Annotated in this window: 16 protein-coding genes and 1 pseudogene; 6 read left to right on the forward strand and 11 right to left on the reverse strand. The window is 69.1% G+C overall.

Annotated features, from left to right (window positions below):
• Window positions 1–36: 36 nt before the first annotated feature.
• The 5 genes from PKO50_RS22790 to PKO50_RS22810 all read left to right on the forward strand — a co-directional run bounded on the left by PKO50_RS22790 (window position 37) and on the right by PKO50_RS22810 (window position 3,641).
• A complete protein-coding gene (locus PKO50_RS22790) occupies window positions 37–423 on the forward strand; it encodes a translation initiation factor 2 (IF-2, GTPase) (RefSeq protein ID WP_089391769.1) in 387 nt (128 codons plus the stop codon).
• Between the two features lie 14 nt (window positions 424–437).
• Entirely contained in the window at window positions 438–1,115 is a 678-nt protein-coding gene (locus tag PKO50_RS22795) for a response regulator transcription factor (RefSeq protein ID WP_089391770.1), read from the forward strand.
• A gap of 140 nt (window positions 1,116–1,255) precedes the next feature.
• Entirely contained in the window at window positions 1,256–1,714 is a 459-nt protein-coding gene (locus PKO50_RS22800; RefSeq protein ID WP_089391771.1) for a Spy/CpxP family protein refolding chaperone, read from the forward strand.
• A gap of 94 nt (window positions 1,715–1,808) precedes the next feature.
• Window positions 1,809–3,146: a HAMP domain-containing sensor histidine kinase gene (locus tag PKO50_RS22805; protein WP_275630519.1), complete on the forward strand. Its 1,338-nt coding sequence runs from the start codon at window positions 1,809–1,811 to the stop codon at window positions 3,144–3,146.
• Between the two features lie 15 nt (window positions 3,147–3,161).
• Window positions 3,162–3,641 (forward strand): hypothetical protein, encoded by a 480-nt coding sequence (locus tag PKO50_RS22810; protein WP_089391773.1) that lies wholly within the window; start codon window positions 3,162–3,164, stop codon window positions 3,639–3,641.
• Here the strand turns inward: PKO50_RS22810 and PKO50_RS22815 are convergent.
• Window positions 3,622–4,182 (reverse strand): nitroreductase family protein, encoded by a 561-nt coding sequence (locus PKO50_RS22815; protein ID WP_089391774.1) that lies wholly within the window; start codon window positions 4,180–4,182, stop codon window positions 3,622–3,624. The genes PKO50_RS22810 and PKO50_RS22815 overlap by 20 nt on opposite strands.
• 404 nt (window positions 4,183–4,586) lie before the next feature.
• Entirely contained in the window at window positions 4,587–4,964 is a 378-nt protein-coding gene (locus tag PKO50_RS22820) for a YkgJ family cysteine cluster protein (protein WP_089391775.1), read from the reverse strand.
• Between the two features lie 152 nt (window positions 4,965–5,116).
• On the opposite strand from PKO50_RS22820, the gene PKO50_RS22825 reads away from it, so the two are divergent.
• Complete coding sequence (locus tag PKO50_RS22825) at window positions 5,117–6,571, forward strand: TrkH family potassium uptake protein (RefSeq protein WP_275627306.1); 1,455 nt, start codon at window positions 5,117–5,119, stop codon at window positions 6,569–6,571.
• Window positions 6,572–6,577: 6 nt separating this feature from the next.
• Here PKO50_RS22825 and PKO50_RS22830 read toward each other — a convergent pair whose 3' ends face one another.
• From PKO50_RS22830 to fleR, 9 genes and pseudogenes are all read right to left on the reverse strand, one after another.
• Window positions 6,578–7,222, reverse strand: coding sequence for a DUF1345 domain-containing protein (locus PKO50_RS22830; protein ID WP_109933099.1), 645 nt, complete (start codon window positions 7,220–7,222; stop codon window positions 6,578–6,580).
• Between the two features lie 50 nt (window positions 7,223–7,272).
• Complete coding sequence (gene fliJ / locus PKO50_RS22835) at window positions 7,273–7,716, reverse strand: flagellar export protein FliJ (RefSeq protein ID WP_109933098.1); 444 nt, start codon at window positions 7,714–7,716, stop codon at window positions 7,273–7,275.
• A 32-nt stretch (window positions 7,717–7,748) separates the two neighbouring features.
• Window positions 7,749–9,104 (reverse strand): flagellar protein export ATPase FliI, encoded by a 1,356-nt coding sequence (fliI, locus tag PKO50_RS22840; protein ID WP_275627307.1) that lies wholly within the window; start codon window positions 9,102–9,104, stop codon window positions 7,749–7,751.
• Entirely contained in the window at window positions 9,094–9,876 is a 783-nt protein-coding gene (fliH, locus tag PKO50_RS22845) for a flagellar assembly protein FliH (protein ID WP_275627308.1), read from the reverse strand. The genes fliI and fliH overlap by 11 nt, the downstream gene beginning before the upstream one ends.
• Window positions 9,877–10,893, reverse strand: coding sequence for a flagellar motor switch protein FliG (gene fliG, locus PKO50_RS22850; protein WP_275627309.1), 1,017 nt, complete (start codon window positions 10,891–10,893; stop codon window positions 9,877–9,879).
• Between the two features lie 6 nt (window positions 10,894–10,899).
• Window positions 10,900–12,690: a flagellar basal-body MS-ring/collar protein FliF gene (gene fliF / locus PKO50_RS22855; protein ID WP_275627310.1), complete on the reverse strand. Its 1,791-nt coding sequence runs from the start codon at window positions 12,688–12,690 to the stop codon at window positions 10,900–10,902.
• Between the two features lie 23 nt (window positions 12,691–12,713).
• Complete coding sequence (gene fliE, locus PKO50_RS22860) at window positions 12,714–13,049, reverse strand: flagellar hook-basal body complex protein FliE (protein WP_109933093.1); 336 nt, start codon at window positions 13,047–13,049, stop codon at window positions 12,714–12,716.
• Window positions 13,050–13,350: 301 nt separating this feature from the next.
• Complete coding sequence (locus PKO50_RS22865; RefSeq protein ID WP_328565858.1) at window positions 13,351–13,686, reverse strand: DUF559 domain-containing protein; 336 nt, start codon at window positions 13,684–13,686, stop codon at window positions 13,351–13,353.
• Window positions 13,687–13,838: 152 nt separating this feature from the next.
• Window positions 13,839–15,253: pseudogene (gene fleR, locus PKO50_RS22870) on the reverse strand (sigma-54-dependent response regulator transcription factor FleR).
• Window positions 15,254–15,255: the final 2 nt, after the last annotated feature.

Consider the following 15,255-nt stretch of genomic DNA (forward strand, 5'->3'; position numbering starts at 1 on the left):
GGTGCCCGGCGGCTCATCAGCATACAAGGAGTTCCGATGTCCCGACGTCATCTGCTGCCCCTGCTGTTCTGCCTGAGCCTGCCGCTCGCCGCCCTCGGCGAGGAGCCCACCGCCACCCCCGGCGCCACCCCGGCCAGCGACGACCTCGCCCAGCTGCAACAGCGCCTGGACGAGAGCGAGAAGCTGCGCGCCGACCTCGCCGCCCAGCTGCAGGGGGCGGAAAGCGCCGTGGTGGGCCGCCTGCGCCAGGAAAACCAGCGCCTGAAGCTGCAACTGCGCGAGCTGCAGGCCCAACAACCGCCACGCCTGCTCAGCGACGAGCAGACCTGGTTCGCGACCGGGGGCGCCGTCGCCCTCGTCGCCTTCGTCCTCGGCGCCCTGAGCCGCGGCCGTCGCCGCCGGCGGCGTGAATGGATCAACTGAAAGAAGCCCGAGCAATGAGTGAGCTGCTGCTGATCGACGACGACCGTGAACTGTGCGAACTGCTGTGCACCTGGCTGACCCAGGAAGGCTTCAGCGTGCGTGCCAGCCACGATGGCGGCGCGGCCCGTAGCGCCCTGGCCAGCCGCACGCCGGACGCCGTGGTGCTGGACGTGATGCTGCCCGACGGCAGCGGCCTGGAGCTGCTCAAGCAATTGCGCAGCGAGCACCCCGACCTGCCGGTGCTGATGCTCTCCGCCCGCGGCGAGCCGCTGGACCGCATCCTCGGCCTGGAGCTGGGCGCCGACGACTACCTGGCCAAGCCGTGCGATCCGCGCGAGCTGACCGCGCGCCTGCGCGCCGTGCTGCGGCGCAGCCACCCGGCCCAGCCCAGCGCCCAGGTCGACCTCGGCGACCTGAGCCTGAACCTGGCCCGCGGCGTGGCCAGCATCGGCGGCCAGGACGTCAGCCTGACGCTGTCCGAGAGCCGCATCCTCGAGGCGCTGCTGCGCCAGCCGGGCGAGCCGCTGGACAAGCAGGCCCTGGCGCAGATCGCCCTGGGCCGCAAGCTGACCCTCTACGACCGCAGCCTGGACATGCACGTGAGCAACCTGCGCAAGAAGCTCGGCGCGCACCCGGACGGGCGCCCGCGCATCCTCGCCCTGCGCGGGCGCGGTTACTTCTACGCGCCCTGAGCGGCAGGCCGGGAACCCCGTCCCAGAGCGGTAGACGCAATCTTTACCGAAGCTTTACCCGGCCCTGACCGCCCTTGACCTTGCCATCCCTAGACTGGGCACATCCGGTTCAGAAACCGGTCCACGAAAGGAGAATATTCATGCGCAAGACCCTCACCGCCCTGATGCTCGCCGCCACCCTGCCGACCCTGGCCATGGCCGCCACCCCCGCCGCGACCGACACCCCGCCGCCGCCGCACATGATGGGCGACCACATGAAGGACGGCCACGGCCCGCGCGGCGGCTGGCACGGCCCCTTCAAGGCCCTGAACCTGAGCCCCGAGCAGCGCCAGCAGGTCGGCAAGCTGATGGGCGACTCGATGAAGAACCGCCACGACATCACCGAGAAGTACCTGAGCAAGCTGCCGGCGGCCGACCGCAAGGCCATGCAGGACGAGCTGAAGGCCAGTCACGACAAGACCCAGCAGGACATCCGCGCGCTGCTGACGCCCGAACAGCAGAAGAAGTTCGACGAGCTGAAGAAAGAGCGCGAGCAGCGCAAGGCCGAATGGACCGAGTTCCAGCAATGGAAAGCGCAGAAGGATGGCAAGACCAACTGATAGCGCCAGCCACGCGGGCGCCGGGCTCACCCCCGGCGCCTCGCCGTGCCCGCGCCCCTGACCCGAAACGGACATGCGACTGAACCGAAAGACCATGCGCTCGCTCTTCTGGCGAATCCTCGCCGCCTTCTGGCTCGCCCTGCTGCTGGTCGCCGGCCTGTCCATCCTGCTCGGCCGCGCGCTGAACCAGGACACCTGGATCATCGCCCGCTACCCCGGCATGCACGATCTCGCCAAGCAGTGGACCCAGCTCTACGAGAACCAGGGCCCCGCCGCCGCCCAGCAACTGCTGGAGCAACGCCGCCGCGACTACGACCTGTCGGTGCAGGTGCTCGACGAAAGCGGCCAGCGCCTGGTCGACGGCACCTACCTGCCGCGCCCGCCGCGGCGCAACCAGGAAGGCTTCGACCGCCGCAACCTGCCGCGCTTCCCCTGGCGCCAGCTCAGCCAGGAATACACCAGCACGGAGAGCGACCACACCTACCTGTTCATCTACCGCATTCCCCACGGCGCGCTGGAAGCCTGGCACCGCGGCAGCCTGCTGTGGCCGCTCAGCGCGCTGGGCATCGCCCTGGTGGTGCTGACCATCTTCAGCCTGCTGGTGACCCTCTCCATCACCCGCCCGCTCAACCGCCTGCGCCGCGCCGTGCACGACCTCGGGCAGACCGCCTACCAGCAGGACAGCCTGGCGCGCCTGGCCCACCGCGGCGACGAACTCGGCGTGCTGGCCCGCGACTTCAACCGCATGGGCGCCCGCCTGCAAAGCCTGATCGGCAGCCAGCGCCAGTTGCTGCGCGACGTCTCCCACGAACTGCGCTCGCCGCTGGCGCGCCTGCGCATCGCCCTGGCCCTGGCCGAGCGCGCCACGCCCGAACAGCGCGCCAGCATGTGGCCGCGCCTGGAGCAGGAATGCGACCGCCTGGAAGCGCTGATCGCCGAGATCCTCGCCCTCGCCCGCCTGGACGCCGAGCCCGGGCCGAGCAGCCGCGTCGAACTGCTGCCGCTGCTCGAACGCCTGCGCGAGGATGCCCAGTTGCTCGCCCCGGAACAGCACATCCAGCTGAAGGTGCCCACCGGCCTGGCCCTGGACGGCTGGCCCGACATGCTCGAACGGGCGCTGGACAACCTGCTGCGCAACGCCCTGCGCTTCAACCCGGCGGGCAAGCCGCTCGAGGTGGATGCCGACAGCGACGGCGCGGTGCTGCGCGTGCGCGTGCGCGACCATGGCCCGGGGGCCGACGCCGAGCACCTGGCTCAACTGGGCGAGCCCTTCTTCCGCGCCCCCAACCAGGACAGCCCCGGCCACGGCCTGGGCCTGGCCATCGCCCGCCGCGCGGTGGAGCGCCATGCCGGCCGCCTGCGCCTGGCCAATCACCCCGACGGCGGTTTCGTCGCCACCCTGGAAATACCGCTGGCGCGCCACGCCGCCTGACCCCGGAGCCCGATCATGAGCCTTGCCGCCGAATACCTGCCCTCCCCCAGCCCGGCCCTGCCGCCGGCGGCCGCCAGCCTGCCGCGGGAGCGCCCGCGGGACGAGCCGCAGAGCCTGGTGCTGGCGGTGGAGCTGGGCCTGCTGGCGCAGCGCTGGCGGCGCCGCTGGCCGGAACTGCGCCTGAGCCTGCCGCGCGGCGGCACCTGGCCGTTGCACAGTTGGCCGCAGGCGCTGCACGAAGCCCTGGATGAAGTGCTGGACACCGCGGTGGAATGGCAGCAGGACGCCGCCATCGTGCTGGAACCGCGCCTGGAGCGCGGCCTGCTGCGCCTGGACCTCGGCGGCACCGACGCACAGGCCCGGCGCTGGCTGCCCCGGGCCCTGCGCGCCGCCCAGCGCCTGGCCGCCTGGCAGGGCGGCCGGCTGCTCTGGCGTGCCGGCGGGGCGCGCTGGAAAGTCCGCCTGAGCCTGCCGCTCAGCCCCGCCAGGCGCTGACGAAGGCCGCCGGGTCCAGCGGCGCCGGCTGGCGCAGCTCACCCATGGGCGTGCCCAGGTAGATGAAACCGACGATCCGCTCGTTGGCCGCCAGGCCCAGGCCCTGCCGTACCAGCGGGTCGAAAGCCATGGCGCCGGTGCGCCACATGGCCCCCAGCCCCTCGACGAACGCCGCCTGGACGATGCCGTAGGCGGCACAGCCGGCGGCCAGCATCTGCTCGATCTCCGGCACCTTGGGGTGCTCCTGCAGGCGCGCGATGGCCACCACCAGGGTCGGCGCGCGCAGCGGCATGGCGCGCGCCTTGGCCAGCGCCTCGGGGCTGGCGCCGGGTTGCTCGGCGCTCAGCGCGCGGGCGAACAGCTCACCCAGTTGCTGGCGTGCCTCGCCTTCCACCGTGAGGAAGCGCCACGGGCGCAGTTGCCCATGGTCCGGCGCGCGCAGGGCGACGCGGAACAGCCGCTCGAGCTGTCCGGCGCTGGGTGCCGGCTCGCCCAGGCGGGCATGGGATACACGGTTGACCAGCGCTTCGTAGGCCTCCATGGGCTACCTCCTGTACACACAAGGACGGCCATTGTAATCGCAAAGGCTTCTCATCTGTCTGCTGAGGTGCGATCAGGGTGCTGCGTATCCGTGTAGGAGCGAGCTTGCTCGCGAAGGGGGCTCATCGGCGAACGCTGGTGTTCGTCCTGAGAGCGCCCTCTCCCTAACCCTCTCCCTGAAGGGAGAGGGGACCGTTCGGTGCGTTTTGGCAGTCCTGAGTCAGCCGGCAATTCCGAAGGCCTCCGGCTGAAACCATTCCTTCTCTCGGCACGGACAAACCCCCTCTCCCTTCAGGGAGAGGGCTGGGGAGAGGGAGCGGAGTCAATCTGAAACACGGGAGTCGCCGGCAAGCGCCGTTCGCGAGCAAGCTCGCTCCTACAGGGAGTCCAGCGATGCGCCCATCGTCAAGCCACCCGCTCCGGCGACGGCGTGACGATCGGCTGCAGGGGTGGCATCAGCGGCGGCAGGCCGTAGGCCGCCCGGGCCGCGTCGCAGTTGGGGTTGTGCTGGCCGTCGAGCCAGGAGGCCTCGAACTCGCGGCAGGTGCTGGAGCGGTGCTCGTAGACCGTGCAGCGCACGCCGCAGCCGACCTCGCCGAGCAACCCCACGCAGCGCACCGGCCTGGCCTCGGTGCCACGCATGGCGGCGTGGTGCGGGCTGACCTGCACCACCAGTTCGTCGGGCACGCTGCCGCCGGCGGAACGGCACTCGCCCCAGTAGAAGGACACACGGAAATGCGCGCAGCAGGCGCCACAGTTCAAACACGGATTGTCGATGGACATGATGTGCGAATGCACCAGAAGAAACCGGCGAGCGCCGGCGGGCTGCGCAGGATTCTAGCGATTCCGCCGCCGTTGTGAAGAGCCCTCCGGCGCGCTGCGCATCGCGCCGGGGGCAGGTACAATGGAGGGTTCATGTCCATCGAGTCCGCTTCATGGCGCTGCCGACACTACGCACCCTCGGATACATCATCGGCCTGTTCCTCATCACCCTGGCGGTGGCCATGCTGGTGCCCATGGCCACCCTGCTCTACTACCACCGCCCGCAGGAGCTCTCGCCCTACATCTGGTCGAGCCTGATCACCTTCAGCGCGGGCCTGGGGCTGGTCCTGCCGGGCCGGCCGGAGCAGGCCCACCTGCGCCCGCGGGACATGTACATGCTCACGGTCTCCAGCTGGGTGATCGTCTGCTTCTTCTCCGCCCTGCCCTTCATCATCGCCCGCCACATGAGCGTCACCGACGCCTTCTTCGAGAGCATGTCGGGCATCACCGCCACCGGCTCGACGGTGCTTTCCGGGCTGGACAGGATGTCGCCGGGCATCCTCATCTGGCGCTCGATGCTGCACTGGCTGGGCGGCATCGGCTTCATCGGCATGGCGGTGGCGATCCTGCCGATGCTGCGCATCGGCGGCATGCGCCTGTTCCAGACCGAATCCTCGGACCGCAGCGACAAGGTCATGCCGCGCTCGCACATGGTCGCCAAGTACATAGTCGCGGTGTACGTCGGCATCACCATCCTCGGCACCCTGGGCCTGTGGTGGGCCGGCATGGGCCTGTTCGACGCGCTCAACCATGCCATGTCGGCGATCTCCACCGGCGGCTTCTCCACCTCCGACCAGTCCCTGGCCAAGTGGCACCAGCCGGCGGTGCACTGGGTGGCGGTGGTGGTGATGATCCTCGGCAGCCTGCCCTTCGCCCTCTACGTCGCCACCCTGCGCGGCCACCGCAAGGCGCTGCTCAGGGACAGCCAGGTGCACGGCTTCATCGGCCTGCTGGTGTTCACCTGGCTGGTGATGGGCACCTGGTACGCCTTCAATTCCGACCTGTCCTGGCAGGACGCCTTGCGCATCGTCGCGGTGAACGTCACCTCGGTGGTCACCACCACCGGCTTCGCCCTGGGCGACTACAGCCTGTGGGGCCACTTCTCGATCATGGTGTTCTTCTACCTGGGCTTCATCGGCGGCTGCTCCGGCTCCACCGCCGGCGGCCTGAAGATCTTCCGCTTCCAGGTCGCCTACATCCTGCTCAAGGCCAGCCTGTACCAGCTCATCCACCCGCGCGCGGTGCTGCGCCAGAGCTACAACGGGCACCGCCTGGACGAGGAGATCGTGCGTTCGATCCTGACCTTCTCGTTCTTCTTCGGCGCCACCGTCGGCGGCCTGGGCCTGGCCCTGACCTTCCTCGGCCTGGACTGGATGACCGCGCTGACCGGCGCCGCCAGCACCGTCTCCGGCGTCGGCCCGGGCATGGGCCCGGTGATCGGCCCCTCGGGCAACTTCTCGTCCCTGCCGGACGCCGCCAAGTGGCTGCTGTGCGCCGGCATGCTCGCCGGGCGCCTGGAGATCCTCACCGTGCTGGTGCTGTTCACCCCGGCCTTCTGGCGCCACTGAGGCCCGTCAGCCGACGATGCCGGCGGCGATGTTGATGCTCAGGCCGAGGATCGCGGTGTTGTACAGGAAGCAGATGATCGACTGCGCCAGGGCCACCCGGCGCAGCCCTGGCGAGGCGATGGCCACGTCCGAGGTCTGCACGGCGACGCTGAGGGTGAAGGAGAAGTAGGCGAAGTCCCAGTAGTCCGGCTGCCGCTCGCGGTCGGGGAACTGCAGCGGCGGCTGCGCGGCCGTGTAGTACATGCGCGCATAGTGCATGGCGAAGATGGTACCGATGAGGAACCAGGAACCCAGTACCGTGCTGCCGGTGAAGGCATAGCGCAGCAGCTTCTCGCCGCCCTGCAGGTCGCGGGCGCCGGCCAGTTCGAAGACGATCGCCACCAGGCTGGCGATGGCCGCGGCGCTGACCAGCATCAGCACGGCCTCGGCGTTCTCGTCCTCGATGTCGGCCAGCCCGCGCACCTGCTCCGCCGTGGCGCCGTGCGCCAGCAGGGCGATCAGCGCCACGTACAGCCAGGCACAGGCATTCCAGCCGACCAGGATGCGCATCAGCGGCGTCAGCCCGACGCAGGCCAGGGCCGCCAGCACGCCACAGAGGATGGCGACGATCAGCCGCGGATGGGTGCGTAGCAGGGTGAATTTCAGAGGCATGCGGGGCTCCGGGTGCTCAGCTGGCTGCAGCCTAGCATGGCGCCCGCGCTTCAGTAGGGCGGCGGCCGCAGGCGCTGGGCGAACTCGTCGAGCTGCTTCTGTTCCTGCTTGTCGGCCAGCAGGCGCGCCTCTTCGCGGTAGCGCTCCACCAGCTTGCGCAGGCCTTCCAGGCGCGCGTACTTCTCGGCCCAGGTGGCGCGCGCCTTCTCCACCACGTCCTGGTGCCAGGCCAGGCTGCGGTTCTGCTGTTCCACGGCGCTTTCCAGCTGCGCCAGGAAGCGCTGGTAGTCCAGCAGCCACTGGCCGCTGACGCCCTGGCGGCCGCGGTCGATCCACTGCTGCTGATAGTCGGCGCGGAAGCGCTCCAGCTCGGCCAGCTTGCGCTGCGCCTGGAGCAGCTGGCCCTGGGCCACGCCCAGTTGGCGCGCGGCCTCGCGCTCGGCCTTCAGGGCCATCTCCACCACCGGGGCCAGGCGGTCGGCGCGGCGGTTCATGGCAAGCGGACCTCAGGCATCATCCGCCGCACTCAACCGGCCTTGCCGGACAGCACGGCGTCCAGCAGCTGGGCGCTGTCCTCCAGGCTCTGGCTTTCGTTCAGGCCCTGGCGGAGGAACTGGCGCATCACCGGGAAGCGCTGAATGGCCAGGTCGGTCTCGGCGTCGCCACCGGCGATGTAGGCGCCGACGCTGATCAGGTCGCGGCTCTGCTGGTAGCGCGACCACAACTGCTTGAAGCGCTGGGCGTGCTGCAACTGCTCGGGGCTGACCACCTGGGGCATCACCCGGCTGATCGAGGCCTCGATGTCGATGGCCGGGTAATGGCCTTCCTCGGCCAGCCGGCGCGACAGCACGAAGTGGCCGTCGAGCACGCCGCGGGCGGAGTCGGCGATCGGGTCCTGCTGGTCGTCGCCCTCGCTGAGCACGGTGTAGAAGGCGGTGATGGAGCCGCCGCCCTTCTCGCCGTTGCCGGCACGCTCCACCAGGCGCGGCAGCCTGGCGAACACCGACGGCGGGTAGCCCTTGGTCGCCGGCGGCTCGCCGATGGCCAGGGCGATCTCGCGCTGGGCCTGGGCGAAGCGCGTCAGCGAGTCCATCAGCAACAGGACGTTCTTGCCCTTGTCGCGGAAGTATTCGGCGATGCGCGTGCAGTACATGGCCGCGCGCAGGCGCATCAGCGGCGCGTCGTCGGCGGGCGAGGCCACCACCACCGAGCGCTTGAGGCCCTCCTCGCCGAGGATGTGCTCGATGAACTCCTTCACCTCGCGGCCCCGCTCGCCGATCAGGCCGACCACGATGATGTCGGCCTTGGTGTACTTGGTCATCATGCCCAGCAGCACCGACTTGCCCACGCCGGTGCCGGCGAACAGGCCCAGGCGCTGGCCGCGGCCGACGGTGAGCAGCGAGTTGATCGAGCGGATGCCGACGTCCATGGGTTCGTGGATCGGCTCGCGCTTGAGCGGGTTGATGGTCGGGCCGTCCATGGGCACCCAGTCCTCGGCGCGCATTCCGCCCTTGCCGTCCAGGGCCCGGCCGACGCCGTCGAGCACCCGGCCGAGCATGGACATGCCCATGGGCAGGCGGCCGCTGTCGGGCAGCGGCACCACGCGGGCGCCGGGGGCGATGCCGGCCAGGCTGCCGACCGGCATGAGGAAGATCTTGTTGCCGGAGAAGCCCATGACTTCGGCTTCCACCTGCACCGAGTGGTAGCCGCTGTCGTTGATCACCGTGCAGCGGCTGCCCACCGCCGCCTGCAGGCCCTCGGCCTCCAGGGTCAGGCCGACCATGCGCAGCAGGCGGCCTTCCACCACCGGCTGCGCCGGCAGTTTGGCGGCTTCCAGGTAGCCCTCCAGGCGTTTGGCGAAACTCACCCGGTCAAGGCGCATCGGGCTTGTCCAGGTCGATGTGCAGGTCCGGCTCCAGCGCGTGGGTGGCCTGCTCGCGCTGCTGTTCGAAGAGCTGCTTGGTGATCTGCGCCAGGCGCGTCTCGATGCTGGCGTCGATGCGCGAATGCTCGGTCTCGATGCGGCAACCACCGGGCAGCAGTTGCTCGTCCTCGAGGATGCGCCAGCTTTCCTCGTGGCGGTCGCGCAGCGCCTTGACCAGTTCGAAGTCCTGCGGGTTGACGTGGATGCGCACGTTCTCGCTGCCCATCGGCAGTTGCTTGAGCGCCTCGCGCAGCACCTGGCGCAGCTGGCTGGAGTCGCCCTCCAGCTCGCGCTGGATGACCTGGTGCGCCACCTGGCCGACCAGCCTGACCAGCATCTGCTCGATCAGCAGGTCCTGCTCGGCGATGGGCTCGAACAGCTGGCCCATCAGCGTCTCCAGGCCGGCCAGGCGCTCCTGCAGCGCCGCCTCGGCCTCCTGCCGGGCCTTGAGCTGGCCGGCGTGGAAGCCATCCTTCTCGCCGGTGGCGAAGCCTTCGTTGTAGGCGTCCTGGCGGATCGCCTCCAGTTCCTCGAGCGTCAGCGGTTTGACTTCCTCGACGGGGACTTCCTCCACCGCCGGGGTTGCCGGCTCTTCCGGCTCCGGCTCGGGCTCCGGCGGCCGCGCCACTACCGGGTCGAAGCTGGGCAGCGCCCAGCGGTCGAAGCCGGCGACGTCGCGCGCGCGGATCAGGCCATCGTGTTCTTCCTTGGATTTCGCGGGACCGCTCACTTAGATCATCTCCTCGCCACCCTTGCCGCCGAGGGCGATCTCGCCGGACTCGGCCATGCGCCGGGCGATGGTGAGGATTTCCTTCTGCGCGCCCTCCACTTCGCTGACGCGCACCGGGCCGCGGGCCTCCAGGTCGTCGCGCAGCAGTTCGGCGGCACGCTTGGACATGTTGCGGAAGATCTTCTCGCGGATGCCCTCGTCCGAGCCCTTGAGGGCCAGCACCAGCACGTCCGAGGACACCTCGCGCAGCAGCGCCTGGATGCCGCGGTCGTCGACGTCGGCGAGGTTGTCGAAGACGAACATGAGGTCCTCGATCTGCCCGGAGAGGTCTTCGTCCACGTCGCGGATGGCGTCCATCAGGGCACCCTCCACCGAGCTGTCGAGGTAGTTCATGATGTCCGCCGCGCGCTTCACCCCGCCCATGGTGGTGCGGGTGGCGTTGGCGTTGCCGGCGAACTGCTTCTCGAGGATCAGGTTGAGTTCCTTCAGCGCCGAGGGCTGCACGGTATTCAGCGAGGACACGCGCAGGACGATGTCCAGGCGCACCTTGTGGTCGAAGTGGCTGAGCACCTCGGCGGCCTGGTCCGGGTCCAGGTAGGCGACGACGATGGCCTGGATCTGCGGGTGCTCGTAGCGGATGACGTCGGCCACGGCGCGCGGCTCCATCCACTTCAGGCTGTCCAGGCCACTGGTGTTGCCGCCCAGCAGGATGCGGTCGATGAGGTTGTTGGCCTTGTCCTCGCCCAGGGCCTGGGTGAGCATCTTGCGGATGTAGCCGTCGGCGCCGACGCCCAGGCTGGTCTGGTCGCCGACCACCTCGACGAACTCGCTCATCACCTGCTCGACCTGCTCGCGATGCACGTTGCGCATCTGCGCCATGGCCACGCCGACCCTCTGCACTTCCTTCGGGCCCATGTGCCGCAGCACCTGCGCCGCGTCGGTCTCGCCGAGGGACAGCAGGAGAATGGCGGCCTTGTCGACCTTGGTCAGTTTGGCGTTCAACCGGGTCTCGCTCATACCGCATCACTCATCGGAGTTGATCCAATCCTTCACTACCTGGGCCACGCGGCCCGGGTCCTGAGCCACCAGGCTCTTGATCGCGTTCAGCTGCGCATCGTACCCCTCGCTGGGGCTGGGCAACAGGATGCTCGGCGGGCCGCCCAGGCTGACACGGTCCTCGGCCAGTTCGCCGTCCAGGCCAGCCATCTCGCCCAGGGCCATGTCGCCGCCGGCGCCGGCCACCAGGGCCTTGCTCTTGTTGCCGGCGAGGTTGTTCAGCACCGGGCGCAGCACGCCGAACACCAGCACCAGGATGAAGACGATGCCCAGCACCTGCTTGACGATGTCCCAGAACCAGGGCTGCGAGTAGAACGGCGGCGAGGCGATCTCCAGGTTCTGCTCCGGGGCGAAGGGCGCGTTGATCACGCTGACGCTGTCGCCACGGCTGGCGTCGTAGCCCACCGCGTCCTGCACCAGGCGGGTGAAGCGCGCCAGTTCGTCGGCGCTCCAGGGCTTGTGGCTGACCTCGCCGGTCTTGGGGTCGGCGACCATGTGGTCGTCCAGCACCACGGCGACGGAAAGCCGGCGCAGGCGGCCCTGCTGCTGCTTGGTGTAGCTGATGGAGCGGTCCAGTTCGTAGTTGCGGGTGTTCTGCTCGCGCTTGTCGGTGGGGTACGGCGCCAGCACCGGACGGCCGGTCTTCGGATCGATGATGGTCTGGCCGTTGGCGTCCTTCAGCGGCTGGCCCGGTGCGACGAAATCGGCGCCGGCGCTCTTGCCGGTCTGCTGCGGCGCGCTGGCCGGGCCCGGCGGCTGGTTCGACAGCGCCCCGGGCACACCCTGCGGGCCGCTGCCGTTCTGGCGTTCCTCGTTGTTCACCTGCTCGCTGCGCAGGGCCGGCTGGTCCGGGTTGTAGGACTCGGCGGTGGATTCCACGGCGCTGAAGTCGACGTCGGCGGACACCTCGGCCTTGTAGCGGCCATCGCCCAGCACCGGCTGCAGGATGCTGTGCACGCGCTGGGTGAACATGCCTTCCATGCGCCGGCTGTAGTCGAACTGCTTGCCGGCCATGGTCAGTTCGGAAAGCTCCTGCTGGTCGGAGAGCAGGTTGCCCTTCTGGTCGACCACGGTGACCTGGGACTTGTCCAGTTCCGGCACGCTGGTGGCCACCAGGTTGACGATCGCCAGCACCTGGCTGGGCTCCAGGCTGCGCCCCGGGTACAGCTCGACCAGCACCGAGGCGGTGGGCTTGCGCTCGTCGCGGACGAACACCGAGCTCTTCGGGATGGCCAGGTGCACGCGCGCGCCCTTGACGTTGTTCAGGCTGGAGATGGTGCGCGCCAGCTCGCCTTCCAGGCCGCGACGGTAGTTGGTCGCTTCCATGAACTGGCTGGTGCCCAGGGCCTGTTCCTTGTCGAGGATCTCGAAGCCGACGTTGCTGTCGGTGGGCGTGAGGCCGGCACCGGCCACCTTGATGCGGGCGCGGCCGAGGTCGTCGGCCTTGACCAGCAGGGCGCCGGAATTGGGGTCGACCTTGTAGCCGATGTCGGCGGCGTTCAGCGTCTCGATCACCTTGTTGGCATCGACGCCGTTGAGGCTGCCGTACAGCGGCTTGTAGTCCGGCTGCTGCGACCACAGCACCATGCCGAAGCCGATGGCGATGCTCGCCGCCAACCCGACCAGCAGGCCGACCTGGCGCAGCACCGGCATCTCGGCGAGGTTCTCGAGGAACTGCAGGCCCATCAGCGGCTTCTTCAGCATTTCGGTTGCGCCGGCTTTGGCGGGGACCTGGTTGTCTACAGTGGCTTCGGCCATGAACTATCTACCTACCCCGTGGCTCAGATGGGCATCTGCATGATGTCCTGGTAGGCCTGGACCAGTTTGTTGCGCACCTGGGTCATGGCCTGGAAGGACACGCTGGCCTTCTGCGAAGCGATCATCACGTCGGTCAGGTCGACGTTGCTCTGGCCCACCTCGAAGGCATTGGCCAGCGCAGTGGCGGCCTGCTGGGTGGAGTTCACCTTGTTCACCGCCTGGCCGAGCATGTCCGAGAAGCTCGGCGCACCCTCCACGGCCGCCGGCGCCGACGTCGCCGGCTTGGCCTTGGCCATGGCGTCCATCTGCATGGAGCGCATTTCCAGCAGCAGGCGATTGAACTCGATACCCTGACTCATTTGCTTTCCCTCTGACTACGGGCCGTGGCTTTTTTGACGCCGCGGCGCTTTGGCATAGGGGATTGCAACAAGGGTGCCAGGTTTCAGGGGGGACTTGCAGGGTATGGCTATTGGGGTCAAGAGCCCCTCACCCCAGCCCTCTCCCGGAGGGAGAGGGGGCCGTTCGGCGCGGCGATAGGTAATGGTTTTCTCCTGACGCACAGGGTGTGGCCGGCACCCATGTTTCAGGCTGAATGCCTTCATTCGCACGGCAGAGGAGGAGCCCCCTCTCCCTCTGGGAGAGGGCTGGGGTGAGGGTGCTTCAACCAGACTCCAGCACCAACAGAATCGCCTCCAACACCCCTTCCGTCCGCACCAGCACATCATGATTCCAGAACCGCAGCACCTGCAGCCCCTGGGCCTTCAACCAGGCGTCCCGCTCGATATCCGCGACGCATCCCAGGTGCTGCCCACCATCCAGCTCCACCACCAACCGCCGCTCATGGCAGTAGAAATCCACGATGTATCGCTCCAGTGGCACCTGACGCCTGAATTTCCAGCCGAGTAGCCGACGGTCCCGCAGACGACTCCACAACAACCGCTCCGCGTCGGTTTGCCGACGCCGCAGTTCCCGGGCAAATTCCGCTGGCTTCGACATGCCCTGCCCCTTCCTCCAGGGAAAAGCAGAACCCTGCGCCACCCACTGCCGTCACGACTGCCGGCAAGCGCTGAAACCACCTCGGGAATCCCCTTGCGACACAAAGAAAAGGCCCGCGAACAGCGGGCCCGAACAGGGGAAACCGGCGCCACTCAACTGGCGTACAAGTAGGCCTCCACATCCATCCCCGCATCGCGCATCTGCGCCAGCTTGTAGCGCAGGGTGCGCGGGCTGATGCCCAGGCGTTCGGCGGCTTCCTTGCGGCGGCCGCGTTCGCTGCGCAGGGTGTCGATGATCATCTGGAACTCGCGGCGGCGCAGGTCTTCGCCCAGGCCGCCGGCGGTGTCCGCCGCCGCTGTCGGAATTCCGGCGCTGCTGGCGGCCGCCACGGGGGCGGGCTGCACCAGGGGGATCACGGGTGCTGCGGGCGCCATGCCGATGGGGGCGTTCAGGCACAGGTCCAGGGCGCGGACCTGGCCGCCCTGCTGCAGGATCAGCGCGCGCTGGATCGCATTGTCCAGCTCGCGCACGTTGCCCGGCCAGGGGTGCGTCAGCAGGGCGTCACGGGCGTCGGCGGCCAGGCTCAGCGTGCCCAGGTTCATCTTCTTCACGTACTTGGCCAGCAGGCGCTCGGCCAGCGGCAGGATGTCCGCCGGGCGCTCGCGCAGGGCGCGCCAGGCCAGGGGAAGACCGACAGGCGATAGTACAGGTCCTCGCGGAAGCGCCCCGCCGCTACCTCGCCGAGCAGGTCGCGGTTGGTGGTGGCCAGCACGCGGATGTCCAGCTCGATCGGCTTGCGCGCGCCCACCCGCTCCACCTCGCGTTCCTGCAGCACGCGCAGCAGCTTGGCCTGCAGCGCCAGGGGCATCTCGGAAATCTCGTCGAGCAGGATGGTGCCGCCGTCGGCCAGCTCGAACTTGCCCGGCTGCGCGGCGATGGCGCCGGTGAAGGCGCCCTTCTCGTGGCCGAACAGGGTGGCCTCGAGCATGTTGTCGGGAATGGCCGCGCAGTTGATGGCGATGAAGGGCTTGTTGGCGCGCGGCGACTGCTGGTGGATGTAGCGCGCCAGCACCTCCTTGCCGGTGCCGGACTCGCCGGAGATCAGCACGGTGGAATCGCTGCGCGCCACCCGTGCGGCCAGTTCCAGCAACTGGCGGCTGGCCGGTTCCACGGCCACCGGGCCCTCGCCTTCGGCGACGGGGACCTGGCCCTGGGCGTGGCGGGCCACCAGTTCCAGCAGCACCTTGGGTTCGAAGGGTTTCACCAGGTAGTCGGCGGCGCCTTGACGCATGGCGTCGACGGCACGCTCGACGGCGCCGAAGGCGGTCATCAGCAGTACCGGCAGTTGCGGGTAGCGGGCGCGGATCAGGCCGAGCAACTGGTGACCGTCCATGCCGGGCATGTTGACGTCGCTCACCACCAGGCCGAAGGCCTCGCGCTGCAGGGCGACCAGGGCCGCCTCGGCGCTGTCCACGGCGGTGAACTCGCAGCCGCCGATCAGCAGGGTATCGGAGAGGGCTTCGCGCAGGGCGCGGTCGTCTTCGACGAGCAGGATTCGGGCAGGCATGG

Source organism: Pseudomonas sp. 273 (assembly GCF_029201425.1).
GTDB lineage: Bacteria > Pseudomonadota > Gammaproteobacteria > Pseudomonadales > Pseudomonadaceae > Pseudomonas > Pseudomonas delhiensis.